Consider the following 25,653-nt stretch of genomic DNA (forward strand, 5'->3'; position numbering starts at 1 on the left):
GAAATGAGTGTACTGGAAAAAAAAGCCATCGCTTTTGAAAAGTTAGCAGCTATTAAGGATGAGGCAGAGATTGACGAAATTCTACAATATCTGGAGTCCTTAAACAAAAAAAATGAAGAGATCGATTTGTCTAAAAATATAGAATCTATCAGCCAACGTTATGACTCAACTTTAAGGCGTTTAGCCCAATGATAACATTAGAAACTATACTGAAAATTCATCGCTTCTCAATTCTAAAATATGGTGGCGCAGATGGGGTTAGAGATATAGGATTGCTACAGTCTTCCATAGCCCGCCCTTTTCAGACAATTGATGGGCGTGAGTTATATGAAAGTGCTTTTGAAAAAGCTGCTGCACTATATGAAAGCCTGGTAGCTAATCATCCATTCATTGACGGAAATAAACGAACAGGCTTTTTGGCTATGGTAGCTTTAATAGAATACTATGGATTCTTATTGATAGCTTCTGAAGACGAAGCTTATGATTTCACAATAAAAGTTTCCACAGGACAGGTAGCGTTTGATGACATCGTAAAATGGTTGAAGGAGAATTCATCAGCTACTTAATACATCCTTGATAGCCTTTGCCTTTAAAAGGCTTTCTTCCCACTCTTTTTCTGCATCGCTATAAATGGTAATGCCGCCACCTGCCTGGAAAGAAAGATATTGTGTGGTTTGATTATATATGATGCTCCTGATAACTACATTGAAATCGAAATCTCCGCCTGGTTGTATGTATCCCAATGCTCCCGAAAAAATTCCCCGCCTGCTTTTTTCATAGTGATCAATCAGTTGCATCACTTTTACTTTGGGCGCGCCGGTCATAGAGCCCATTGGGAAAGTAGCATTGATGATATCTTTAAAATCTACAGAATTACTTAGTGTGCCGCTGATAGTAGAGATCATTTGATGCACCTGGGGGAAACTATAAATGCCGAAAAGTTCATCTACCTGTACCGAGCCTTCTTTACAGATGCGCGAAAGGTCATTTCTCACGAGGTCTACAATCATTACATTTTCTGCCCGGTCTTTCTCACTTTCAGCCAGTAATTGTCTTTCTTTCTCCAGGTCATTGCCACTATTTGTACGTCGTAGTGTGCCTTTTATCGGCTGGCTGAAAATGCGGCCATTCTCTTTTTTGATAAATCGTTCCGGACTGGCACAAAGCAGCCATTTATCATTTAACCGGTAAAGTGCTGAAAATGGGTTGGGCGATTTCTGGTTCAGCTTTTCGAACAATGAGAAAGGATCGACATCTGCATCGTCAATAAAAAACTCCTGGCAAAAATTGATCTCGTAACAGTCGCCACGTTGAATATGCTTTTTTATTTGCTCAATAGTGGCGATATAAGCCTCCCTTGTCATTCTGCTTTGTACCGGTGGAAGTGGCTTATTGGTATCTGCAACTAAAAACGGGGATTGCTCAATAGCATCAAAAACTTTGTAAGGGTATTGGGCTTCGATGGTAAGTTCATTCCCCTTACACACTAGCAGGATCCGGGGCTCAAAGAAAAATATATCCGGAAAGAGGAGCTGATCGGCTTTTGCGGAGTGGCTGATCTTTTCAACCGTGGCCAGCTCATATCCTAAATGGCCAAACAGCCATCCCCTGTGTCTGGCCGTAAACGCCTGGAATGCTTCCAATGCATTGGTTTCGGAAGACTGAAACATAGTTTTCTCCCCTGCGCCAACCAGGAAATCATATGTTCCCTGGTATTGGCTGCTGTCTAAAAAACAAAAAGTGTTGAACTGTTTTAACCAATTCAACACTTTTTGTTTAAAAACACTAATATCTTCTACGACAAAATTGCTGCGCAATTGAGTTGATCAAATAAAAAGATGATTAATAGTCGTCGTCTTCATCATCGAAGTCGTCTTTACCGCCGCCGCCAAACAAATCTTTGAATTCATCGTCAACTTTAAAGTCATCGTCGTCATCATAAGATTTTTTACCGCCGCCGGCTTTTCCTTTGGATTTGGGGAGATCAAACTCTTCAAAGTCTTTATCCCAATCATCATCTTCTTCAGCTTTATCCCAATCATCATCTTCGTCCTCTACATCGTCGTCATCGTCGTCGTCTTTTTTAGCTGCTTTGCCTTTTTTGGGCGTCTCTTCTTCATCAAGGAAATCATCCTCCTCGTCAAAGTCCTCCTCATTTTTCGATTTTGATGAAGCTTTTTTTACCGGCTTTTCTTCATCGTAAGCCTTGTCCGTTTCACTTGCTTTGGATTTATTTGACTTTGCCATGATCTAATAAATTATACTGTAAATTTTATTCTAAGTTTTTAAATAGCCAAATTTTTAAAAGTAATTTTTCTGAAAAATTATACAACAATCAGTTGATCTCTTTCGGGTCCGTTTGATATAAAATCTACATTCACTCCAAGGTAGTTATTGATAAAAGCAATATAGGATTTTGCCTTTTCGGGTAGCGCTGCAAAGTCTTTTACCTTCGTTATATCTGTATTCCAGCCCTCAAATTTTTCAAGAACCGGAACATAATGATCCAGGTCTAAACGCAGGGGAATTTCGGTGAGTTCTTTTCCTTCCTTGCTGTATGCGGTGCAAACCTGTAATTCCTCAAAGCTATCCAGTACATCCGCTTTGGTCATTACAATTTTGGTAACACCGTTGATCATGCAGGCAAAATTTAATGCCACCAGGTCAATCCATCCGCAACGGCGCGGTCTTCCTGTGGTGGCTCCGTATTCATTGCCTACATCACGTAATTTTTGTCCGTCAGCGTTTTCCAGCTCAGTGGGGAAGGGCCCGCTACCCACACGGGTGCAATAGGCCTTGGTAATACCAATTACCTCTTTGATATGTTGAGGTGCGATACCTAAACCGCTGCAAACACCTGCGGAAATAGTATTAGATGAAGTCACAAAAGGGAATGTACCGAAATCAATATCGAGCATGCTTCCCTGTGCACCTTCTGCCAGTATTTTTTTACCCTCTTGTAAAAGCTTATTAATGAAGTATTCGCCGTTAACAATGTTCAGTTCTTTTAAAAAATCTACTGCTTCGAAAAACTCTTTCTCATCGCCACTGATGTCTTCAGTGAAATGATAAGTATTGATCATTACCTGGTGCTTTTGGCGTAACTGTTCGTAAAGCTCCTGGAAATTGTCCTGCAGCAAATCACCTACGCGCAAAGCATTACGGCCTGTTTTATCCATATAAGCCGGGCCGATACCTTTAAGTGTTGACCCGATTTTGCTTTTCCCCTTTGCCTGCTCGGACGCTTTATCCAAAGCCCTGTGAGTAGGAATAATAATATTCGTGCGCTCCGAGATAAAGAGATTTTTTTTCAGATCAATACCAAACTCTGCTACTTTTTCGCATTCTTTTTTAAGTGTAATGGGGTCTAATACAACACCATTACCAATGATGTTGATTTTTCCTTCGTGAAAAATACCTGATGGTATTTGGTGCAAAACCAGCTTTTTGCCATCCTTGTATAAAGTGTGACCAGCATTAGGGCCACCCTGGAACCGGGCTATAACATCATAATCCTTCGCGAAATAATCCACAATTTTGCCTTTCCCCTCATCGCCCCACTGTAGCCCTAAAATTACATCTACCATCTATTGTATTTTTTGGTTTTAAAAATTGAAGTGCAAAAATAAGGGTTCGGATTACGAAAAAAGAAAATCAGATTAAGTGTTGAAAAATATATAAAAATGATGCGGCGCAGCGAGGAAAAAGCACGCATTTGTATATAAATAGTTATTTTGGCTGATGATTATTAAATATTTCCAGCCAATAATTATTATTTGGGCAAATCTTCGGTGTCGAAACGCTCTACCGATTCAATTCCTCCAACTTCCAGTAACCTGTTTACCAGTACGTCTAGTTCTTCCTTGTCGTGCACAAAGACTTTGATATTGCCTTCAAATACGCCTTCTGTGGCTTCAATGGTCAAGGCTGCAATATTAATTTTCAGCTCCCCTGAGATCAGATTGGTAATCTTACTTACCATTCCTACGTCGTCAATACCTATAATTCTGACACCGGTAAGGAACGATATTTCTTTATTTTTAGCCCATTTTGTTTTTACAATGCGGTGTCCATAATTAGCCATCAATTTGGCTGCATTGGGACAGTTGGTCCGGTGTATGGTAAGACCTTTCCCTGTTGTGACAAAACCAAATACGTCGTCGCCCGGTATAGGTTTGCAGCAATTAGCCAGGTTGTACATGATTTTGTCGCTGCTTTCACCAAAAATAATCAGCTCCGCATCTTTGGGACTATGAGCGGGCGCCGTGTGAGGAATATCGGGTTTTACCTCAGTAATTTTTACAGGCTGCGGAGCTTCCAGCCGGTCGCCAAATACTTTAAAGTCTTTTAACTCCTTTAAGTCGATATTTTTGATTGCTATCTGGTAAAACAGCTCCAGGTTGGACTGTAGTTTATAAAACTGGGCGATGGCTTCAATATTGCCCTGGTACATAGTTACACCCAGGCCTTCCAGCTTTCGTTGTAAAGTGTATTTACCTTCGTCAGCAACTTTTTTCTTTTCCTCCTTCAGGGCTTCTTTAACCTTGTTCTTGGCCTTGGCGGTTACCACGAATTTCAGCCAGTCTTCCGAAGGGTTTTGTTTATTGCTGGTAATAATTTCAATCTGGTCTCCACTGCTCAATTTATGGCTGATGGGTACCAGCTTGTGATTCACCTTGGCGCCAATTGTTTTAGCCCCGATAGCGGAGTGAATGGCAAAGGCAAAGTCCAGGGCGCTGCTGCCTGCCGGTAACATTTTGATATCACTCTTGGGCGTATAAACATAAATCTCCTCGGTAAGGAAGCTTGTTTTAAAATCCTGCAGGAAGTTAACGCTGTCCAGGTCTTCATTATTAAGCGACTCCCTGATTTGCTGAAACCATTTATCAAAGCGGTTTTCATTGGCAGTACCTTCCTTGTATTTCCAATGCGCTGCGAGGCCTTTCTCCGCTATTTCGTTCATGCGTTTGGTACGTATCTGCACTTCAACCCATTTACCCCTGGGGCCCATCACAGTGGTGTGCAGCGCCTCATAACCATTGGCTTTAGGGTTACTTACCCAATCGCGCAGGCGCTCTATGGAAGGGGTGTATTCATCTGTGATTAATGAATAAACCTTCCAGCACTCCTCTTTTTCTTTTTCCTGCGAGCTATCCAATATGATACGGATCGCAAACAGGTCGTACACCTCTTCAAAGGACACCTGCTTTTTTTTCATCTTATTCCAGATGGAGTGGATGTTTTTGGGCCGGCCGTATATTTCGAAATTAAAGTGATTTTTTTCAAGCTTTTCCCGGATGGGTTTAATAAACTCATTAATATACCGGGTGCGTTCTCTTCTTGATTCAGCCAATCTCCTGGCGATATCTTTATAGATATCCGGTTCCAGGTATTTCATCGCGAGGTCCTCAAATTCCGTTTTAACACCATACAAACCCATCCGGTGAGCTAGTGGCGCAAATATGTAAACCGTTTCCGAGGAAATTTTAAGCTGCTTTTCCCGCTTCATGCTATCCATTGTACGCATGTTGTTGAGGCGATCAGCCAGCTTAATTAAGATAACACGTGGATCATCTGTAAGTGTTAACAGGATCTTTTTAAAATTATCAGCCTGCTGGGAGGTGGTTGTGTCAATAACGTTTGAAATTTTTGTCAGTCCGTCAACGATTCGTGAAATCTCCGAGCCAAATTCTTTTTCAATATCCTGCAGGGTGACGTCTGTGTCTTCTACCGTATCGTGCAGCAGGGCACAAATGGTTGAACGCACACCCAGCCCAATTTCCTCCACGCAAATTTTTGCTACTGCAATGGGATGTAAAATATAAGGCTCGCCACTTTTACGCCGCATGCTGCTGTGCGCTTCTGCGGCCATTTCAAAAGCACGGCGTATTAAATCTTTATCTCCCGGTTTTAGCTTATCCTTCAAAAGCCGCAGTAATGAGCGGTATTCCCGCACAATCAGCTTTTTTTCTTCCTCTTCGTTTAAATTGTATTTAGGCTTTTGCTCTATTGTCTTCATTGTCTGTCTCCTGCGTCTGTTCTTTGTATATGCTTCTAATATGCGCTGTAGCGGCTTTTATAACTGTAATATATAAAAATATAACAATTTTATAGCAAGAAAGATGTTGGATGAAAGGCAAACGCCTGAATCGGAAAACAAAGATGATCGGTCGCCTTGCAGTCCAGCTTATGCCTCAAAGTTCAGCGAAAATTTGATGCGGCCAATTAAAAAATTGCAATATTAAATAAAAGCCGTACTTTTGCTGCCCTTCCGATAAAATATCGGAGGTAAATGTTCTTTTCCGGATGTGGTGAAATTGGTAGACACGTCAGACTTAGGATCTGATGCCGCAAGGTGTGGGGGTTCGAGTCCCTTCATCCGGACTTTATAAATGTTTAAGTTTTTAGGTTAAAAAGCCCGCCTGACCGGTCGGGCAGGTTTAAAGTTATTAACCTTAAACCTTGGACTTTTTAATTTTAAACATACTCATGGCTACAATTACAAAAGAACCGATAGGCCAGTTACACGAAAAGATCAGTGTAAAAATTGATAAGGCCGATTATTTCCCCTCTTTCGAAAAATCCCTTAAAGAATATAGCAAGAAAGCCAGCATACAAGGCTTCAGACCTGGTAAGGTTCCTGCTGGTTTGATCAAAAAAATGTACGGTCCTTCTCTATTTACCGACGAAGTATTGAAGTCGGTTGATAAAGAACTGATTAACCACCTGCAGGCGGAGAAAGCTGAGATCTTTGCACAACCGCTTCCCATGGAGATGGATGTTCCTGCATTTGATCTCAATAATCCGGGTGAGTATACTTTTAATTTTGAAATAGGACTGAAACCTGAGTTCGAATTAGCTGATTTAGCCAAGGCCGATATTACCGGCTACAATATTGATATTACTGATGAGATGATTAATGAAGAAGTGGAAAGGCTTCAGAATCGTTATGGTAATATGACCGATAAGGAAGCTGTAGACGGCGCTAATAATGTGCTCAACGTAACTTTTGAAGAGGTGGATGCCTCAGGCAACCCTGTTGAAGGTGGTGTTAAAAAAGACAACTCTTTATTGTTGAGCTATTTTGCTGAATCCATTCAAAAGGAACTGAACGGTAAAAAAGCCGGCGATAGCATTACTGTAGTGTTGGGCAGTGCATTTGAAGATAAAGAATTAGAATTCATCGCTTCTGACTTAGGTTTAAGCAAGGATAATGAAGCCGACAGGAATAAGACTTTTAAACTTGATATTACAAAAGTTTCTGAGCTTGAAAAAAGAGCGTTAGACGAAGAATTCTTTAATCAGCTTTTCCCCGAAGGAGATGTGAAAACTGAGGAAGAGTTCCTTGCTAAAGTAAAAGATCAGATCTATGCCTACTGGGCTTCTCAAAGCCGCAACCAGGTACAGGACCAGATCTTCCACAAATTAGTAGAAAATACTACCATCGAATTTCCTGAAGCATTTTTACGCAAATGGCTGGTAACACAAAATGCGCAGGAGCAGGAAGGTCAGCCTGCCAAAACAGAAGAGCAGATCGACCAGGAAATGCCTGGTTTCCTGAGCCAGTTAAAATGGACCCTGATCTCTGAAAAAATAATGAAAGATCAGAAGATCGATGTAAAGCAAGATGAATTAAGAGCTTTTGCACAGGCTCAATTATTCAGCTACATGGGCGGTATGATGCCCAACGATACCGAACAGCCCTGGGTTAACGATTATATCGACAGGATGATGAAGGATCGTAAGTATGTAGAAGATGCTTATAATCGTATCCAGTCGCAGAAAGTATTCGAATGGGCAGAAACACAGATCAAGCCTGCCGCCAAACAAATCAGTGCAGAAGATTTCTCTAAAATGGTAAACGAGCATCAACACGCTCACCATTAACAGGGATACTAAAATAATAGAGGAAAGGCGCTTTTAGGCGCCTTTTTTCATATAGGTCAGACCAATGCTTTCAGAATGTTTCAACGCCTCACTGCTGTGTAAAAAGTAGCAAACGGGTATATCCCGGCCTGAAATCTGATCGAGCTCAGCTGTCACTACCTGCTTTCTTTGTTTGCCCACACACCGTATATACACACCCGAAATAAGCTCAGGAAAGTTTTTTACCAATGAACTATATATATAAGGATCATGTTGAGAATCGTCCCCCAGTAAAATAAAACGTTGCGTGGGGTAGGCTTCGAGAATCCTTACAATTCGGGCAAATTTACTGGCGTGATTTTTTTGCCCGCTTTTAAGAATCTTGGACAAATTTTGAATTTGATTCAGCAAACAAATACCATCAGGCAATTCGTTCTTTTCAATAAACTTTTTGATAAAATCATATAAATTCCACTCGCTGCTGCTTACGTAAAAGAAAGGGTTGGGCTTATCGGCGGTTGTCTGAGCCAGTTGTAAGGCCTGGTAATGTTTTACTACACCATCAAATGGCTTGCGGCTGTAGGCATTGCGGGTCAGCAGTAATTTCAGGCGCTTCAAAATTGACTCCGAGTGAGATATTAAAAAGGTATCATCTATGTCTGAAATAAAAGCAAACTGATTAACTTCTGGTATTACAATATGAGAAGTCGCTGTGTCCAGCAGCTTCCGGTCGTTTTTACTTATTAATGCAACATCTACGGTGTAGTCACCTGGCTCCAGGGGTTTATCGTTTGGTAAATCAATAACAAAAAAACCATCGGCTTCAGTATGGGTTTCGGATACTTTTCCTTGCCAGTTCACCTGGATCCAGGCATCTGGCATTGTTTTTATCATAAATGTTTTGAGGAGTGCAAGGGTGTTGTGAAAAAAGCCGTTTCTGTAAATTTCCCGTGGCGAGGCCGATTGTGTTAAAGCATGACCCATCAACGTACAGTGGGTGCCGTTGCCGAAACCTTCGTAAACTTTGAGATGCGGCTTTTTGATGAGGTGTAGTTTTTTATTTAAGGATTTTTTTAACACTTACTGATATTTTATGCCGGACAAAATCTTATTTGTAGTAAACAAAACATCGGGTGAAAACAATAACAACTGGCAGGCCGGTATTGAGTCTTATTTTAAAGGGAAAGAGGCGACAATTGATTTTTATCACCTTCCCGATCCCGTTGATTGTGATTCACTTGACCAGTACATAAAAGATGCCAAAGCAAAGAAGGTAGTGGCAGTTGGGGGAGATGGAACCATTTCACTTGTTGCGAAGTCTGTTACGGGCACTTCCATGATTTTGGGTGTTGTTCCGGCTGGTTCGGCCAATGGAATGGCCAAAGAACTGATGATCCCGGCAAAGCTGGAAGATGCGCTGCAAATAATAGAAGGAGGAAGGCAAACGTCGATGGATACCATTTTGCTGAATGATAAGCACCTGTGCCTGCACTTAAGTGATGTGGGCATAAACGCACAGCTCATTAAAAATTTCGAAGACGGCGATACCCGCGGAAAGTTAGGCTATTTCAAAGTGGCCTGGAAAACACTGGTGCGCCGGCAGGCGCTGGAGGTGACCATCAAAAATGAAGACAAAAGTTTTTGCAGGAAAGCAATAATGGTTGTAATAGCGAATGCCGGGAAATATGGTACCGGTGCTGTCATTAATCCTGAAGGAGAAATAGACGACGGACTATTCGAAATCGTAGTTGTCAAACGCCTGACTTTATGGGGTTTTTTGAAAATAATGCTTTCGCTGGGCTTTGATCATAAGAATATCGAGATTTACCAGACACGATCGGTAGATATACTGGCAAAACACCGCGCGCATTTCCAGGTAGACGGAGAATACATTGGTAAAGTGGATAAAATAACTGCCATCATACAGCCCGGAAATATACAGATCATGTTGCCGGAAGCCTGACCCGGCGCTTTGAAGAACTACTGCCCAATTGGCTAATAAAATATTCCGCGTTCAGTCAACATGTCACAGTTTTTTGTGTTTTTGTAAATGGATAGATATTTGATCGCATGCATTTGTACATTTTTCATTCTTAGGGTTTAAACCGAATGGAAAATTTTCTGTACGTTTACTAATAATCAATTTTAGAGACTTATGACCTTTAATTCAGAATTTGAAAAATACGCCGTAAAGCACAAGGGCATTTCAAGTAATACCCTTCATAGCTACGGTAATCACCTGGTTACAGCGCTGACGCCTAATATTATAGAAGAGCGTCCTATGAATGTAGCTGTAATGGATGTATACAGCCGTCTAATGATGGATCGCATCATATTCCTGGGTTACCCTGTAACCGACGAGGTAGCCAATATTATCACCGCCCAGTTATTGTTCCTGGACAGTACCGACCGTGTACGCGATATCAATATGTATATTAATAGCCCGGGGGGTAGTGTTTATGCGGGATTAGGTGTTTATGATACCATGCAATATGTATCTCCTGATGTGGCTACAATTTGTATCGGTATGGCGGCTTCTATGGCCTGCGTTTTACTCGGCGCGGGTACGCAGGGTAAACGTGCTGCTTTAAAGCATTCACGTATTATGATGCACCAGCCCAGCGGCGCCATTGGTGGTCAGGCAAGCGATATCGAAATCACTGTGAATGAAATTCGTAAACTTAAAAACGAACTTTACGAAATCGTAAACGATCATACCGGCAAACCCATTGAGCAAATCGAAAGAGATTTTGAACGCGATAAATGGATGACGGCTCCTGAAGCGAAAGAATACGGTTTGATCGACGAGGTTTTATTACTTAATAAAAAGAAATAACTATATCATGAACTTTTCAAATATATATAACAATAAATGGGCGCGGCCTATTATAAGCGATGATGAGGGCGAAGAGGAAGAGCCTAAGGAACCGCAGGATAAGCGCGATGACCTGATGATGCTGAACAAGCGCCTGGAGCAAATGTTCTTTGATAAAAGAGCGGTGTATTTGTGGGGTGTTGTGGATGATAAAAGCGCACGGGAGGTGACCACGAAATTATTATTGCTGGAAGCTGATAAGCCGGGAACACCCATCAATTTTTACATCAACAGCCCCGGCGGTGTTGTTACCAGCGGTATGGTTATTTATGACACTATGAAAATGATCACCAGCCCGGTGCATACGATTTGTATGGGCCTGGCAGCATCAATGGGAAGCATATTGCTAAGCGGGGGTGAAAAAGGTAATCGATATATTTACCCTCATGGTGAAGTAATGATTCATCAGCCGTCTTTGGGAGGCTATATCCGCGGCGTAAGCTCCGACCTGGAGATACAAGCTAAACAAACACAGCGGGTTAAACATATTGGCGCCAAAATTCTTGCGGAAAATTGTGGTAAAACCATCGATGAGATCATGCGCGATTTTGACCGTGATTACTGGATGGATGCAGAAGAAGCGATTAAATATGGCATCGCGGACAAAATAGTAGAAAAATTATAAGTTTTATAACAGCTGTTGGAAGATTATTTTGGTTTATCTTATTGAAATTTAATATTTTATATAATTTTACAGGTGAATCTTCAACAAATGAATACTTTTTAAAAAAGCCACTTGTTACAAGTGGTTTTTTTAACTTTGTAATTATATATGAAGGAAAAAATATCAGGGTCTGTTTTACATTGTTCGTTTTGTGGCCGTAGCCGCGATGAAGTAGAAATACTGATTGCGGGTCAGGATGGCCATATTTGCGAGAACTGTGTGGAGCATGCCCAGGAAATAATTGATCAGGAATTACATCTTAAAGACGATCCTCACACCCAGGGCTTTTCGCTGAACGTGAAAAAGCCGATGGAGATCAAGACCTTTTTAGATGAATATGTAATTGGACAGGATGATGCCAAGAAGGTGTTGGCTGTTGCTGTTTATAATCATTTCAAAAGACTGAAGCAGCGATCAGGAAGAGATATTGATCCGCATAACGAAGTAGAGATCGAAAAAAGTAATATTGTGATGGTAGGAGAGACCGGTACCGGTAAAACCCTTCTCGCGCGCAGTATCGCTAAAGTATTAAATGTACCCTTTGCAATAGTGGATGCGACTGTATTTACAGAAGCCGGTTATGTAGGCGAGGATGTGGAAAGTATTTTAACACGCCTGTTGCAGGTTTGTAATTACGATGTGGAAGCTGCTGAGCGTGGAATTGTATATATCGATGAGATTGATAAGGTAGCCCGCAAAAGCGATAATCCAAGCATTACCCGCGACGTAAGCGGGGAAGGAGTGCAGCAGGGACTGTTGAAATTGCTGGAAGGAACTGATGTGTTGGTACCGCCGCAGGGAGGCCGTAAACATCCTGATCAAAAACTGATAAAAGTAAACACACACAACATCTTATTTATTTGTGGTGGCGCTTTTGACGGTGTTGACAGGATCATTGGCCGACGTATTCAGACCAATACCATTGGTTTTAACGTAGATAAGGCACAACAGGAAGAGATGAAAAAGAACCTGTTGAAATTTGTGAATTCGCAGGATCTGAAAACCTTTGGGCTGATACCTGAACTCTTAGGCAGGTTGCCGGTGGTGACGCACCTGGAGCCATTAGATCCGGATACGCTTAGAGATATCCTTACCGAACCCAAGAACGCCCTGATGAAGCAGTATAAAAAGCTGTTTGAACTGGAAGGTATTGAGTTAAAAGTGGATAATGAAGTGTATGATTTCATGGTTGAGAAAGCCGTGGAGTATAAACTCGGCGCAAGAGGGTTAAGAAGCATTTGCGAGAGTATACTTACTGATGCTATGTATGAGCTGCCATCTTCCTCTGAAAAATCTTTTACTCTCACCAGGGACTATGCTGAACGCAAGTTTAGCAAGAGTAAAATGGGTTTAGTAAAAGCTGCGTAGTTAAATAGCTGATTTTAAATTCTAAATAAATTTTATAATGAACGAATTAGTAGAAAAATTAAAAGCTGAAGCAGGGTTGACCGACGAACAGGCCGCCAAAGCTTTGGAAGCCATTAAAAGCTATGTGGTTGAAAAATTCCCGATGCTGGAAGGCGCCGTAGGTAATCTTTTCGGTAGCGGTAATTAATGATGTAAGTTTTAAACTTAATTTTATAGCAGGCTTTTGGCCTGCTTTTTTAATTTCATTATATGCCGACATTCGATCCCAAGGTAGACGATTATATTGCAAAAGCTGCTGATTTTGCAAAACCTGTATTAGAGCATTTCAGAACCATTGTACACAAGGCGTCGCCTGATATCACGGAGTCCATTAAATGGGGTGTTCCTTCTTTTGACTACAATGGGAAAATGTTATGCAGCCTGGCTGCCTTTAAACAACATTGTGCCCTGGGTTTTTGGCTGGGTGCGCAGATCAAATCTTTACAACCTTACCTGGCAGAAGTGCACGACCGGGCTTCTGAGTTTGGCCGTATAGCGAATATTAAATCGGTAAAAGACCTGCCGAAAAATATGGACTTGCTGGCTGCAGTTAAAGAAGCTATTGCATTAGTAGATGCAGGCGTTACGCTGAAGCGGACGCAGGCGAAAAAATCAGCGGAGTTACCTGTACCGGAATCATTGGCCAAAGCTTTGGCTAAGAACAAGACAGCAAAAGCTGTTTTTGAGAAATTCGCGCCCTCGCATCGCAAAGAATATATTCAATGGATTACAGAAGCTAAAACAGATGCTACACGCGATAAGCGCATAGCATCTGCAATAGAGTGGATTGCCGAAGGAAAAGGCAGAAACTGGAAGTACGAACGCAAATAAGCTAGCTCAATAACCCTCCCATAAAAGGATCCGTGATCGATATTTCACCGGTTTCCACATGCCCGGCATATTGTTTTTTAAATATTTTATTGCCATTAAATGCAAGCGTAAAATCGTACCAGCCACTGCTTTTTTTCAGATCCACTTTTATCGATTTATTGACACCGGCGCCTATCGTAAAAGCCTGCAGAGCTCTGCCGTAAGCATTATCGGTTAAAGAAAGAGTGATCGGAGTTTTGCTATGGTTAGAAATTTCCAGGATAATATTTCCTGTGTAACGGTTGACCAGGCCTTTGGCTGTTTCATAGGTACAGGTAACATCCAGGTCCGGATCTTGTATATTCCCCCTGTAATGCCTGAAGAAGCCATTCGCGCCGTCGATACACAGATCATAAACTTCTTGTTCAAAATGATTCAACAGCAGGCTGTCTGTTAACGGATCTCCTTCTTTTACAGTATAAAACCAGGTCCTGCCGTGCTCTTTTTTATAAGAAGCGGGTGTATAAACATTGAACGGCGCCCCGATATGTTGATCGTTTTTCCCAGCTTCAAATTTTAGTTCAACCGTTTTTTTAGTTTTATCGATATGACAGTCGGCGTAAAGTACATAAGGCAACGCGCAGGCCGGCCTGGTACCCTTTTCCTGTTCTGCCATCCAGTTAGAACCCTGGCCTGAGAAGGACTGATTCCGGTTGATCCATTGAATCTGTATTTCCGACAGAGGTGTAGGTATAACCTGCGCCGGTTTATTTTTAGCGTTTTGTATACTATCAATTACCTGCGTTTTCTTTAGAAAATCCGGCAGGGGATGGCGTTCGCCGTTATAGGGCCTGAACGCAGAGGTGAGATCGCCGCATACTGTTCTGCGCCAGCTACTGATGTTTTTAGAAACGATTGGCTTCCCGGTTTTCTTCTGTAGAAATTGTTCCAGGAACATCAGGGTGGAGGTGTGGTCGTGTATTTGAGAGTTGATAAAGCCGCCCTTACTCCAGGGTGAAGCAATAATCATTGGAACCCGGTAACCCAGTCCTATCGGCCAGTTCCTGGTATTATCAAAATCAGGGGTAATATCAATTCCCGGCGAAACTTTACCCTTTGTTGGGTCTTTGGGATCAGGCACTACAAAAGGAGGAAGATGGTCATAATAGCCGTCGTTCTCATCGTAGTTTAATATGAAAATGGTTTTCTTCCATACTTCGGGATTTTTGGTGAGTATATTCAATGCCTCCGATACATACCAGGTTCCATATAATGGAGAACTGGTATGGTCAGAGAAAGCCTGGGGCGCGGCTAACCAGGAAACGGTTGGTAAATTCCCTGAGTCCACATCTTTTCTAAACTGGTGAAAAATATCACCGGCGGGAATATTCACCGTTTGCTCCTGACCCTTGTCATCAATGAAAGTGTGCGGTTTTAACTGAAGGTATTCCTCAACTTCCATGTTATTGGAGAAGGCCTTGTCAATTAAGTTCTTTTCCCTTTGACTGAGCTGGTTATATTGTGCTAGCACTTCTTCTGCTGTTAATGCAGGTTTGGCTTTTGCATTTCCGTGTTTGCGGAAATAAGCGGCCAGTTGTACCCGGTGCCGCTTTACATATTCAATAGCATTATCGCCATAGTTGCCTACCCAGTAGTTAAGGCTTTCATCGATTTCAGCAGTCCATATTTCATTCTGGTAGATCTTCCAGCTCACTCCATGATCTTCCAGCAATTCGGGAAACGTGCTCCAGTCTACAAAAGCACCATGACGGGATTCTGCCTGCGAATTGCGTACTGCCGGCTTATTATCTCCATTCAGTGCTTCTCTTATGGTTCCTGTCCAGAAGAACAGCCTGTTGGGAGTAGTGCCCGTGAGTGATGAGCAGAAGTAGTGGTCGCAAAGGGTAAAAGCATCAGCCATGGCATAGTAAAAGGGAACGTCTGCCCGGTTAAAATAACCCATGCACATTTCTGTTTTTTGGGGTATCCACTGGTCGTATTTACCATCGTTTCTGGCTTTGCTTTGATCGGGCCAGTCGTGAGGAAGCCCACCCTGCCAGGTTACTTTGGTTTTATTAATATCTATGTGAAAGGGAGCATGGGCGTCGCCGTTTTTGGACTTTTGTATCCATGCTTTGTTGTTGTCCGGAAGCGTTTTGATTCGAGGATCGTTAAAGCCCCGTACGCCTTTCATACAACCAAATATATGATCGAAGGACCGGTTTTCCTGCATCAGGAAAACGATATGTTCGGCATCGTAAAAAGTGGTTCCCTTAGGAGCGTTAATGGAAAGGGCTTTTTTAATACTGGATGGCAGCACGTTATTTAAACCGGCAGCTCCTGAAAGTATCGTTGCGTTTTTTAAAAAATTTCTGCGGTTTTGACTCATTATAAATGAAGGTTATAATTAATGAAAACTTTTAAAGGCAACCCCGGCTGCCTCTAAAAGTAATGAATGATTGTTACATTGATGGTTATTGGATCAGCCACATGACACCGTTTATGTCGTCTCCATTGGGATACTGGCTCTTTATCGCAGCTTCCAGGTTGATGCCATTATAATTTTGCTCATCCAGCGGGTACATCCACCTTTTAGGAATTCTTTTGTTGTTAAGCACTCCCGAGAAAACGGTTTCAAAGACCGGATATCCGGTACGACGTTGTTCATAAAATGCCTGCCACCCGGTATTCATGAACAAGCTGATATATTTCTGCGTGATGATCTGTTCTATTTCTTTACCGGCCTGCAAGTTGATGATTGGTTGAGCGAGGTAGTTGTTAATTTCATCTGTAGTATATAACTGCCCGTTGTAGGCTACTCCTGTGGCAGCCGGATAGGTAAAGTTGGAAAACTGTAGAGACGCCCTAATCCCGTTTTTATAGAAATCGTTAGCATTGCCAGTGATCCACCCACGGATTACAGCCTCTGCCAAAAGGAATTGCACTTCTGAATTGCCTATCAGCAGGCTTGGCTCGTTGACGATCTCGTAAGCATATCTTCTATTGATGGGAGATGCCTGGCTTCTTCCCTTTTTACCGGTATTATAGGACAGCAGTGCGCTTCCCACCAGTCCGTCGTACTTGCTAAAATCTTTGATAGTAGTTGTATTTACCGATCCTGCAGGCTGTCCATATGTAAATAAACGGGGATCGTTTAAATTTTGTAAAATATCAACAAAGGAGCTGTCCAGGTAGTAATCAGTTTTCATCGAATTATTATTATAATAGGGATAACGATTGCCGTTGATATCATAGTAAGGTAGCCGTCCGTTTTCACTATTGGTATTTATAAGCGGGTATTGGGTTGGATTGGACACAATTTCGTTGAAGCGTTGTTTGATACCAAGTTCGCTGTCCGCTTCTTTCTTTGACAAGCTCATTAATACCCTCAGCGTAAAAGAGTTGATTAGTTTCTTCCAGGCATTGATAGAACCGTTATAAACCACGTCCCCAGTAATGGCATCAGAGCTGGCACCTAACGAGTCGCTGGCAATTTTTAATTCTTTTAATACCTGTATATAAATATCGCGTTGTTTGTCGTAAACCGGCCTGGTGGCAGAAGAGTCGCTGAAGTTGTTATTCTCTATAGATTGCATCATCTTAGAGTATGGAATGTCACCGAAAGTTTGTGTCATTGCTACAATAAAGTAGGATTTAAAAAACTTGGCCAGATACCTGTAATTGTGTTTGTTAACCCGTGCAGCTTCCTGTTCCATACGCACTGCTTGTGCAATGTTTGAGTAACCCATAGAGCTTCTGTTCCAGTTATAATATTGAGCCGTACTATTGCCCTGTGTATACACAAGTTGCCTGCTGGCCAATGCCGCATCAGCGCTGATCGTTGAAAATGCAACGCGCTCAATATTCGTTAATAAAAGTGAAGGATCGGTAGCTGTAGGCCTATTGGGATTTTCCTGGAAATAGTCGAACTTTTTGCACGAGGAGAGTGCTATAAGGACAATAATATATAGAATAATATGTTTCATGACTTGTGGTTTTTAGAATTTTAAATTGATGTTGAAACCAAGACTTCTTACAGATGGTGTTTGAAGGTTGTCTGATTCTGCATCGGGGTCAACGTTCGGTAACCTGGATAATATAAACAGGTTATTACCGATAACGGATACTGAAGCTCCCTTAAATATTCCTTTTGACCATTTACCGGGAACATTGTAGCTCAATACCAGTTCGCGCATCTTCAGATAAGTACCGCTGTAGTAGAAATAATTGTTCAGCGCGTGGCCCGCGTCACTTTGCATAAACGAGATATAATTCACGGGAGTTGTGTTGTCTTCATATTGTCTTGTATCCGAAATAATCTCGCCTCGCCTATCATAATCTACGGAGCCATCTTTAATTACTACGCCCGGAGCTACATAGGTATTTTTGCCGGCAATTGCATCATCCCTGTATGAGTTTGCGGTTTCGATGGCTGCCCCTCCCCACCACATTTTTTGGTTGGTAGTAGAATAGATCAAGCCACCCAGGCGTCCGTCGAACGAAAAGCTTAATCCAATGTTCTTATAGGTAAATGCGTTTTGCCAGCCGTATATCCATTTGCTGTCGCCGTATCCAAAAAAATGAGGCTCTGTGTCCAATGCCAACGATCCATTTGAATTGAATATAGGTCTTCCATCAGCTGTTTGTGAATAGCTAATGAAAATTCGGTCATTTCTGTCTCCTTCTTTAATATTGTCTACAAAGCCTTCTGAATCAGGATCTGTGGCCTTCTTCAACCACAGGTGGCTGTTGCTAAAGTTGAAAGTAGTTTCCCATTTAAAATGATGATTGACTATTGGAGTGCCGCCCAGTACAAATTCCCATCCTTTTCTCACATACACATTGGCATTTTGTACCACACCGGTATATCCACTAGCTTCCGACTGCCTGACTGTAGTAAAACCATTGTATTCTTTATTGCGGAAGTAGGTGGCGTCTACGTTAATGCGGTTGCGCAGAAACCCAATAACCATACCTAATTCAGTAGATTCCACTGTGCTCGGTATGAGTTGAGGCGTAATAGCTGATCCCGGCCAAACAACAGAGGGTACGTTGTTCCACTTACCACCGATCGAGTAAGTTAATATATGTTCGTAGGGATTGGTAGAGCTTACAAATCCTGTATTCACTTTAGCCCAGGATGTGCGCGCCTTTAAAAAAGAAATAGCTTTCGGCAGGTCCACCGCATCTGAAATAACTGCTGATAAACCTGCCGATGGATAGAAGTAGGCATTATCAGCAACTGGCAAGGTTGAAGATTTGTCGTAACGACCTGTGAAATTGGCATACAGGAATTTAAAGGCCTCCAGATCTAACGTTCCATAAGCGCTTGAGGTACGGCGTTCCTGCAAACTATTACTCCCCGTTAATGGATTAGTGGTATTGCTTAAATTGTAGAATCCGGGTATGGTTAAACCATCAGTAGATGAAGATGTACTTTTAAGGTTTCGGTATGCATTTGCTCCACCTACACTTGCGTTCACTGCAAACATACTGCTAAAACGCCGGTTATAATTTAGTATCAGGTCCGAAGTAATATCAAAATAGTTAGTATTAGTTACGCTGTAATTCCCTTTCGATATAAAGCTATAATTCACATAGCTGTAGGGCTCTTTTATATCTGAATTTTCTGAATACTGGTTGAAGCCATTTCTGAACTTGAGCGACAGATCGGGAGTAAATTTATAGTCAAACGTGATTTGCCCGAATGCATTGTTCTTCTTGTAGCCGTTAAGTAATTCATTGGCTACGAAGTAGGGATTATTATACCAGGAAACATTATAATTACGTTGCTGTAAACCTTCTTTTCCGGGAACCCAGTAATTTTTAAGGTCTCTTACATCAACATCTGTTCCGATCCATAAAATAAGATTATATAAAATATTAGGTGGCCCATAACCAATAGTAGGATAATTATCAGAGTACTCCCTGTTGTAAGTAAGTTTTGCATCGACGGTTAAATTTTTTGAAAGATCATAGTTGCCGCCAATCGAGAAAGATGAGTTATTTACACCGGTGTTGGGGACTACGCCTTTTTGATAGATATGACCGGCCGAGAGGCGGTAAGATCCTTTGTCGTTTCCTGCCGATGCTGATATACTGTTGGTTGATAAAATGCCTGTTTGGAAGAAGTTGCGGATATTGTTTTTCCCTCTTGATATCCATGGAATTGGTTTATAGTTGCCGGTGTGTGTATCTCCATTGAGGTAGGTTACAGTATAAGACTGATCGGGTGTATAGGGACTATTGTATTGGGGTAATTCTACGAAGCCACTGGCCGTGTTAGGATCTCTCTGGTCAAGTTTAGGCCCCCAAAGCCAGCCGCCACCTTCGACACCGCTTCCTGATCCATTAACATATGCATATTTCCCCGCGTCACCACCACCATATAGAGACTGTACCTTAGGGATCACGGTATAGCTACCCTGGAACATGGTTGAAGAGTTCAGGTCTACACTAACGATGCCTTTTTTGCCGCGTTTGGTAGTGTACATAATGGCTCCGTTAATACCGATTTGTCCATACAAAGCACCGGCAGCCGGTCCTTTCAGAACGGTGATACTTTCAATATCGTCTGCATTAATTTTGTAAGGGTCAGCATTAGGGTCAGGGATGCCATCTATAACAATTAATGGAGTTTTCCCTCGTAGTTCTATTCCCGGATTGCGAAAGAGGTCTGTTGTATTGCTGATATTAAGACCTGCGACCTTTCCTGCAAGAGATCCAATGGCAGTAGGAGTACGTGTTTTTTCAAGAGTCTCCCCTTTTACTTCCTGCACGGCATATCCCAGGGCTTTTTGCTGCTTCTTAATTCCTAATGCTGTTGTTACAACCACTTCAGATAAATCGGTTGTTTGAGCATCCCGAAGGTAAATATCTATAATGCCGGGGCTGGTAAAGACTTCCTGCTGCGCCATCCCTGCAGCAGTAAAGATTAGCGTAGAGGCCCCCTTTACATTAATCGTGTAATAGCCTTCACTGTTTGTTTGAACTGTATTTTTTGTGTTTTTTTCCTGCACGTTTACACCAGGTAAAATACTGCTGTCGCGGGCGTACCGGACAGTTCCCGAAATGGTCTGACTTTGTGCAAAGGAGATGCTGCTGAGAAATAATATCAGACAGCAGATGAAAATTGACTTTCTCATATTCCCATTGTTTTAATTTTTTATATTGATCGTTTTAAATATTAGCGTATACATTCTACTAGCAATCGTTGATGTTGTTACGCATCAAAGCAGGCGATACAAATTTAAATTGAATGTACATTCAATTTAAATTTCTGATTCTTTTGCGCAAACGTTTGCATAAACGCATTGAACAATGCTATCAATATAATTGCAAAAGGGTTTTTGTCCTTTAATAGCAGCGTAAGAAGCGTATATGCTTGCATATATGAATTTTATGTTGTATAGCAAGGCTGTTCTGACAGATAAAAATGCCCTGCAGGAATTTACGATAGCAAAAATATATGGCGGTACAATAGTAAAAAAATTAATTGAATGAACATTCAATTAATTTAATATTATTTTTATGTTACTTGTTTTTTGTATATAGCTTATGCTTATATTTAAATTAAAAAATAGATACCTTCGGGTAAATTAATATAGGATTGCTTACTATTTATTGGCGTTAAAGCCACTCTAATGTAACTACTATGGGAAGACGAAGTTTAAAAGACGCAAGACAAAAGGAAATTATTGAAGTATTTTATCAGATAGCCAAACAGGAAGGCCTGGAAAATGCTTCATTGGCCAAAACAGCCGAACTGGCCGGAATGAACCCCAGTTTGATCATACATTATTTCAAAACCCGCGAGCAGCTGGTTTATGGGCTTATTGAATTTATACTCGATAGATACCTGCAGATATTCAGCGTTCCTGCGTCGCCAAACAGTACACCTAAAACCGTGCTGTTGAAAATTATTGATAATGTATTTTCCAGGAAATGGAATGTTTTGTTTGATGATAGTGTGTCCTATAGCTGTTATGCTTTGGCCTTAAGAGATGAAACGATAGCGGGTAGATACCGGCAGTTACTGGAAACATTGCGCAAGAATATGGAGCAGTATATCAGGGCCTGCAAAAAGGAAGGATTGCTTCAGGTTGTCAACCCCGCTGCAACTGCAGACCTGGTTTTTGTTCTGGTGGATGGCGCCTATTATTACCTGAGCCTGGTTAAAGAGGAAGAGGAGTACACGGCTGGTCTGAAACGTTATAAAAAGCAGGCCATAGCTTTGCTTAACTTTGTTTAATCTTTCTTAAAAATATGGCAATAATGGCAATGATTGCAATGGAAAGCCAGGCCAGATTACAGATAAGGTTGGGACCATCGTTCATGTATAGCGCATGTAGGATAAGGCCCGTAGCTCCCAGGATGTTAAGGATGTGATAGCCAGGCTTATTGGCTTTTACCTTGTTGAAGCTTACCAGCAGGTAAGCCAGTAAATAAAATCCGGTGCCCAGCCATCCTACAAATGATGACACCGATTCACTTACAAAAGCTTTTAGTAACGGAGCAACAATTAGTTGAGTGCAATACATCATACTTTAATTAATTCGGGTTTTTCGGAGCTCCAAAAGATTTAATGCATTGGGAGAGAAGCCGGTAACGTTTTTCTGCACCAGACGGATCACTTTATCATACCATAAAGGCACAACAGGGGCATCGTTAATTACTATCTGATCTGCCTGCCTGTACAATGCATACCTGATGCTATCATTGGTTTCCTTTATGGCCTGTTCAAATACCTTATCGAAAGCCGGGTTATTGTACCGGGTATAATTAGGAGGAGCGGGGTTTTTTGAATAAAAAACGGAGAGATAATTTTCAGCATCCGGATAATCTGCAATCCACCCGCCGCGGAAGAAAGCGGCTTTAGAACCGGATGTCATTTCAAAGAGTAATGATTTTTGTACCACTTCTACCTGCACGGGGATGCCTATTTCTTCCAGTTGTCTGGCTATAAAATTCCCAAAGTCGGCATAAATAGAAATGGTTAACAGCTTCACCGGTGTCAGCCCCTTTCCACCCGGAAAGCCTGCCTCTTTTAATAGCTGTGCGGCTTTACCCGGATGGTAAGTGTATCCTGTTACTATCGAGTCGTTGAATGAAGGGAGACCCGTCGGCACAAAGCCACTTTCGGCAGGAGTGCCTAAGGAATTTCTTAAATATAGGATCATCTTGCGACGGTCAAAACCATAGTTAATAGCCTGCCGGATCTTTTTTAACCTGAGCGGCGAATTCTTTACGATGGGATTGGTGCTGTCAACCAAAATACCCAGGTATTCTATATTTAAATAAGGTTGTGTCTGCAGCTCTATCTTGTCCTTCCATATATTGCGCAGTATTCCTTTTTTGGTGAGTACTTCATCTTTAAAGCTGGGATCAAGCTCATTGATGAAATCGAGCTGTCCCTGCCTGAATAAAAGAAATTCGGTAGCCCGGCTATCTTTAAAACTTATTTTAACACCGTCGAGATACGGTAACCGGTTGCCGGTACTATCTTTTTCAAAATAGTTTTCATTTTTTCCAAAGATCAAAGCCTGACCTTCTTCCCATTTTACAAATTTGAAGGGACCGCTACCTACAGGGTGCTGCCTGAATTCTTTGCCATATAGCTGAACCGCTTCGGGCGCCACTATCGAGCAATACTGCATGGATAGGATGCCCAGTATCGGTTGGTAAGGCTGTAGCAGCCTGAGTTGAAAAGTGGTATCGCTTAACGCTTTAAATGGCTGAATGCTGTCTGCCTTGCCATTAAAGATCCATGCGCCCGGACTCGCAGTGGCCGGGTCCATAATACGGCTGAGACTAAATACCACGTCGGCAGCAACCAATCGCCGTCCCCTGCCTTGCGGGAAGCAGGCATCATTGTGAAACAGGACGTCGGGTCTTAAATAAAAAGTATAAACTCTTTTGTCATCAGAAATATCCCAGTGCGTAGCAATAGAAGGTTTGATATTCAGACTGTCGTCAATTTCCACGAGTGTATTAAACAGCTGGTGGGCCGGCCACATAGTAGATTGATTTTTGGCAAATGCGGGGTCAAGCGATGCAATGCCGGTGTACTCGTTGTAGTGGAAGATTTTTTTCCCCGATTTACTTTTATTCGTGCAGGTGACGAATAGTAATGTACAGGCTATTAGCAGTACTACGCTTGTGGTCCGCCCGCGAACAGCATGGTGGGCCGGTAACTTTGCATCAGCCTGACCCCGGCCCGGCTTTGTAGCCGGGCGGTGGGCACGCCACAAAGCCGCTATATAAAAGGTACGACCGTTTATCAATTTATAAAAAGAGATTTAAGGTTGAACGGTTAAATTTACACTTCAATCACCGGTGTATGTTTAAAAACTGTTCCAAAATACTTGTTTTATTTTTTATAGCCATATCTGTCTTACCCGCACAGGCACAGCTAGGGGTTTCTAATAAAAGCTTTACCCGCCAGGATACATTGAGAGGCAGTAATGGTGCGGGCCGGATGGGTTGGGACGTATTACGTTATGATATTTCAATAATGCCCAATTTTTCATCAAGGACTATTACAGGGAAAAATACTATTACATTTTACGATACCGGTGCAAAGTTGATGCAGGTTGACCTGCAGGAGCCAATGTTGATTGATAGTGTGATATTTAATGGAAAGCTCCTGCCGCAGCGAAGAGAGGGGAATGCGTATTGGGTGGAATTCAGGAGTCCCCGGTTAAAATATAAAATAAAGCCAGGTCCGCGGGAGATCACCATTTATTTTCATGGAACGCCGAAGGCGGCAAAGAATGCCCCCTGGGATGGAGGCTGGATCTGGAGCAAGGATGAAAAGGGGCGCGACTGGATCAGCGTGGCCTGCCAGGGGCTGGGCGCCAGTGTATGGTATCCGTGTAAAGATTACCAGGGAGATGAGCCTGATAAGGGCGCGTCTTTAGCTGTTACAGTGCCAGATACTCTGGTAGCTGTAGGTAATGGTCGCCTGGCGGGAGAGCAAAAAAATGCCGATGGTACAGCTACCTGGACCTGGCAAGTGAAAAATCCCATTAATAACTATAATATCGTTCCATACATAGGCAAATATGTGAACTTTAAGGATAAAATGAAGGGCGAGAAGGGCGAACTGGACCTGGACTACTGGGTGCTGGATTATAACCTGGAAAAAGCTAAAAAGCATTTTGAAGTGGTAAAGCCCATGATCACCTGCTTTGAAAGCTGGATGGGGCCGTATCCCTTTTATGAAGATAGCTACAAACTGGTGGATGCGCCACATTTAGGTATGGAGCACCAAAGCGCTGTAGCTTATGGTAATAAGTATGGGATGGGGTACCTGGGTAAAGATTTGAGTGGAAGCGGATGGGGATTGAAATTCGATTTTATTATTGTTCACGAAAGCGGGCACGAATGGTTTGCGAACAATATTACATCCAAAGATATTGCTGATATGTGGATACATGAAAGCTTTACCAATTACAGTGAAACCCTGTTTACGGAGTGTGAGTTTGGTAAGAAAGCCGGCAGCGAATATGTGATAGGGACCCGTAAAAATATTGCTAACGATATACCCATTATTGGTGTTTACGGGGTAAACGAAGAGGGAAGTGGAGATATGTATTATAAGGGGGGCAATATGCTGCATACCATCAGACAGGTAATTGACAATGATGCTTTGTTTAAAAATATTTTACGAGGCTTAAATAAGGATTTCTATCATCAAACGGTAACTACGCAACAGGTAGAGCGTTATATGAACCAGAAAAGCAAAAAGGACCTGAGCAAGATCTTTGACCAATACCTCCGCACGACCCGTATACCTGAGCTGCAGTATAAAGTAGAAGGGGATAACCTGGTGTACAAATGGAGCAACACTGTTAAGGGCTTTAATATGCCGGTGTTACTTGCTAATGGACGTTGGCTGCATCCCTCGGAAACCGTTCAGAAAATAAGCCTCAAAGAAGCGGGAGGCAAAATGAATGTAGTGCCTGATTTTTACATCACCGTTAAAGAAATCTGATTTTAGAAGTGCTTTTCATGGTACCAGTTAAAAATG

Annotated in this window: 21 protein-coding genes and 1 tRNA gene; 12 read left to right on the plus strand and 10 right to left on the minus strand. The window is 42.1% G+C overall.

Going from position 1 to position 25,653, the window contains the following annotated elements; all coding sequences use genetic code 11:
- Window positions 1–3 precede the first annotated feature (3 nt).
- Both U0035_RS15995 and U0035_RS16000 read left to right on the plus strand, forming a co-directional pair.
- A complete protein-coding gene (locus U0035_RS15995; protein WP_114793023.1) occupies window positions 4–192 on the plus strand; it encodes a hypothetical protein in 189 nt (62 codons plus the stop codon).
- A complete protein-coding gene (locus U0035_RS16000; protein WP_114793025.1) occupies window positions 189–566 on the plus strand; it encodes a type II toxin-antitoxin system death-on-curing family toxin in 378 nt (125 codons plus the stop codon). The genes U0035_RS15995 and U0035_RS16000 overlap by 4 nt, the downstream gene beginning before the upstream one ends.
- Here U0035_RS16000 and pabB read toward each other — a convergent pair.
- The 4 genes from pabB to U0035_RS16020 form a co-directional block, all read right to left on the minus strand.
- On the minus strand, window positions 555–1,769 hold the full coding sequence (pabB, locus tag U0035_RS16005; protein WP_114793096.1) for an aminodeoxychorismate synthase component I: 1,215 nt from the start codon (window positions 1,767–1,769) through the stop codon (window positions 555–557). The genes U0035_RS16000 and pabB overlap by 12 nt on opposite strands.
- 73 nt (window positions 1,770–1,842) lie before the next feature.
- Window positions 1,843–2,247 (minus strand): hypothetical protein, encoded by a 405-nt coding sequence (locus U0035_RS16010; protein WP_162818012.1) that lies wholly within the window; start codon window positions 2,245–2,247, stop codon window positions 1,843–1,845.
- Between the two features lie 77 nt (window positions 2,248–2,324).
- Window positions 2,325–3,587: an adenylosuccinate synthase gene (locus U0035_RS16015; protein ID WP_114793029.1), complete on the minus strand. Its 1,263-nt coding sequence runs from the start codon at window positions 3,585–3,587 to the stop codon at window positions 2,325–2,327.
- 185 nt (window positions 3,588–3,772) lie between these two features.
- On the minus strand, window positions 3,773–6,019 hold the full coding sequence (locus U0035_RS16020; protein WP_114793030.1) for a RelA/SpoT family protein: 2,247 nt from the start codon (window positions 6,017–6,019) through the stop codon (window positions 3,773–3,775).
- Between the two features lie 283 nt (window positions 6,020–6,302).
- Here U0035_RS16020 and U0035_RS16025 point away from each other — a divergent pair.
- Both U0035_RS16025 and tig read left to right on the plus strand, forming a co-directional pair.
- Window positions 6,303–6,384 (plus strand) — tRNA-Leu (locus tag U0035_RS16025).
- 105 nt (window positions 6,385–6,489) lie between these two features.
- Window positions 6,490–7,887 carry a trigger factor gene (gene tig / locus U0035_RS16030; RefSeq protein WP_114793032.1) on the plus strand — a complete coding sequence of 466 codons (1,398 nt, stop codon included), beginning with the start codon at window positions 6,490–6,492 and terminating at the stop codon, window positions 7,885–7,887.
- A 33-nt stretch (window positions 7,888–7,920) separates the two neighbouring features.
- Here tig and U0035_RS16035 read toward each other — a convergent pair whose 3' ends face one another.
- Entirely contained in the window at window positions 7,921–8,946 is a 1,026-nt protein-coding gene (locus U0035_RS16035) for an App1 family protein phosphatidate phosphatase (RefSeq protein ID WP_114793033.1), read from the minus strand.
- Between the two features lie 13 nt (window positions 8,947–8,959).
- Between U0035_RS16035 and U0035_RS16040 the strand changes: the two genes are divergently transcribed.
- From U0035_RS16040 to U0035_RS16065, 6 genes are all read left to right on the plus strand, one after another.
- Complete coding sequence (locus U0035_RS16040; protein WP_114793035.1) at window positions 8,960–9,829, plus strand: diacylglycerol/lipid kinase family protein; 870 nt, start codon at window positions 8,960–8,962, stop codon at window positions 9,827–9,829.
- A 192-nt stretch (window positions 9,830–10,021) separates the two neighbouring features.
- Entirely contained in the window at window positions 10,022–10,702 is a 681-nt protein-coding gene (locus U0035_RS16045) for a ClpP family protease (RefSeq protein WP_114793036.1), read from the plus strand.
- A gap of 7 nt (window positions 10,703–10,709) precedes the next feature.
- The gene (locus tag U0035_RS16050; protein ID WP_114793038.1) at window positions 10,710–11,366 is read left to right on the plus strand and encodes a ClpP family protease; all 657 of its coding nucleotides are present in this window, start codon (window positions 10,710–10,712) and stop codon (window positions 11,364–11,366) included.
- A 147-nt stretch (window positions 11,367–11,513) separates the two neighbouring features.
- Window positions 11,514–12,773 carry an ATP-dependent Clp protease ATP-binding subunit ClpX gene (clpX, locus tag U0035_RS16055; RefSeq protein ID WP_114793039.1) on the plus strand — a complete coding sequence of 420 codons (1,260 nt, stop codon included), beginning with the start codon at window positions 11,514–11,516 and terminating at the stop codon, window positions 12,771–12,773.
- A 37-nt stretch (window positions 12,774–12,810) separates the two neighbouring features.
- Window positions 12,811–12,960, plus strand: coding sequence for a hypothetical protein (locus U0035_RS16060; protein WP_170138321.1), 150 nt, complete (start codon window positions 12,811–12,813; stop codon window positions 12,958–12,960).
- Window positions 12,961–13,022: 62 nt separating this feature from the next.
- Complete coding sequence (locus U0035_RS16065; RefSeq protein ID WP_114793041.1) at window positions 13,023–13,643, plus strand: YdeI/OmpD-associated family protein; 621 nt, start codon at window positions 13,023–13,025, stop codon at window positions 13,641–13,643.
- Between the two features lies 1 nt (window position 13,644).
- On the opposite strand, the gene U0035_RS16070 is transcribed toward U0035_RS16065, so the two are convergent.
- The 3 genes from U0035_RS16070 to U0035_RS16080 all read right to left on the minus strand — a co-directional run bounded on the left by U0035_RS16070 (window position 13,645) and on the right by U0035_RS16080 (window position 20,767).
- Entirely contained in the window at window positions 13,645–16,011 is a 2,367-nt protein-coding gene (locus tag U0035_RS16070; RefSeq protein WP_114793043.1) for a phosphocholine-specific phospholipase C, read from the minus strand.
- Between the two features lie 85 nt (window positions 16,012–16,096).
- Entirely contained in the window at window positions 16,097–17,608 is a 1,512-nt protein-coding gene (locus U0035_RS16075) for a SusD/RagB family nutrient-binding outer membrane lipoprotein (protein WP_114793045.1), read from the minus strand.
- Window positions 17,609–17,620: 12 nt separating this feature from the next.
- Window positions 17,621–20,767: a SusC/RagA family TonB-linked outer membrane protein gene (locus U0035_RS16080; RefSeq protein ID WP_114793046.1), complete on the minus strand. Its 3,147-nt coding sequence runs from the start codon at window positions 20,765–20,767 to the stop codon at window positions 17,621–17,623.
- A gap of 509 nt (window positions 20,768–21,276) precedes the next feature.
- Here U0035_RS16080 and U0035_RS16085 point away from each other — a divergent pair.
- Window positions 21,277–21,873 carry a TetR family transcriptional regulator C-terminal domain-containing protein gene (locus tag U0035_RS16085; RefSeq protein WP_114793048.1) on the plus strand — a complete coding sequence of 199 codons (597 nt, stop codon included), beginning with the start codon at window positions 21,277–21,279 and terminating at the stop codon, window positions 21,871–21,873.
- Here the strand turns inward: U0035_RS16085 and U0035_RS16090 are convergent.
- Window positions 21,860–22,165 carry a CBU_0592 family membrane protein gene (locus tag U0035_RS16090; protein ID WP_114793049.1) on the minus strand — a complete coding sequence of 102 codons (306 nt, stop codon included), beginning with the start codon at window positions 22,163–22,165 and terminating at the stop codon, window positions 21,860–21,862. The two genes, U0035_RS16085 and U0035_RS16090, sit on opposite strands and share 14 nt — an antisense overlap.
- A 3-nt stretch (window positions 22,166–22,168) precedes the next feature.
- Window positions 22,169–23,905: an ABC transporter substrate-binding protein gene (locus U0035_RS16095; protein ID WP_245957831.1), complete on the minus strand. Its 1,737-nt coding sequence runs from the start codon at window positions 23,903–23,905 to the stop codon at window positions 22,169–22,171.
- A 56-nt stretch (window positions 23,906–23,961) separates the two neighbouring features.
- On the opposite strand from U0035_RS16095, the gene U0035_RS16100 reads away from it, so the two are divergent.
- Window positions 23,962–25,617: a M1 family metallopeptidase gene (locus tag U0035_RS16100; RefSeq protein ID WP_114793051.1), complete on the plus strand. Its 1,656-nt coding sequence runs from the start codon at window positions 23,962–23,964 to the stop codon at window positions 25,615–25,617.
- The last annotated feature ends 36 nt before the right edge of the window (window positions 25,618–25,653 follow it).

Origin of the sequence: Niabella yanshanensis (genome assembly GCF_034424215.1) — a bacterium.
GTDB lineage: Bacteria > Bacteroidota > Bacteroidia > Chitinophagales > Chitinophagaceae > Niabella > Niabella yanshanensis.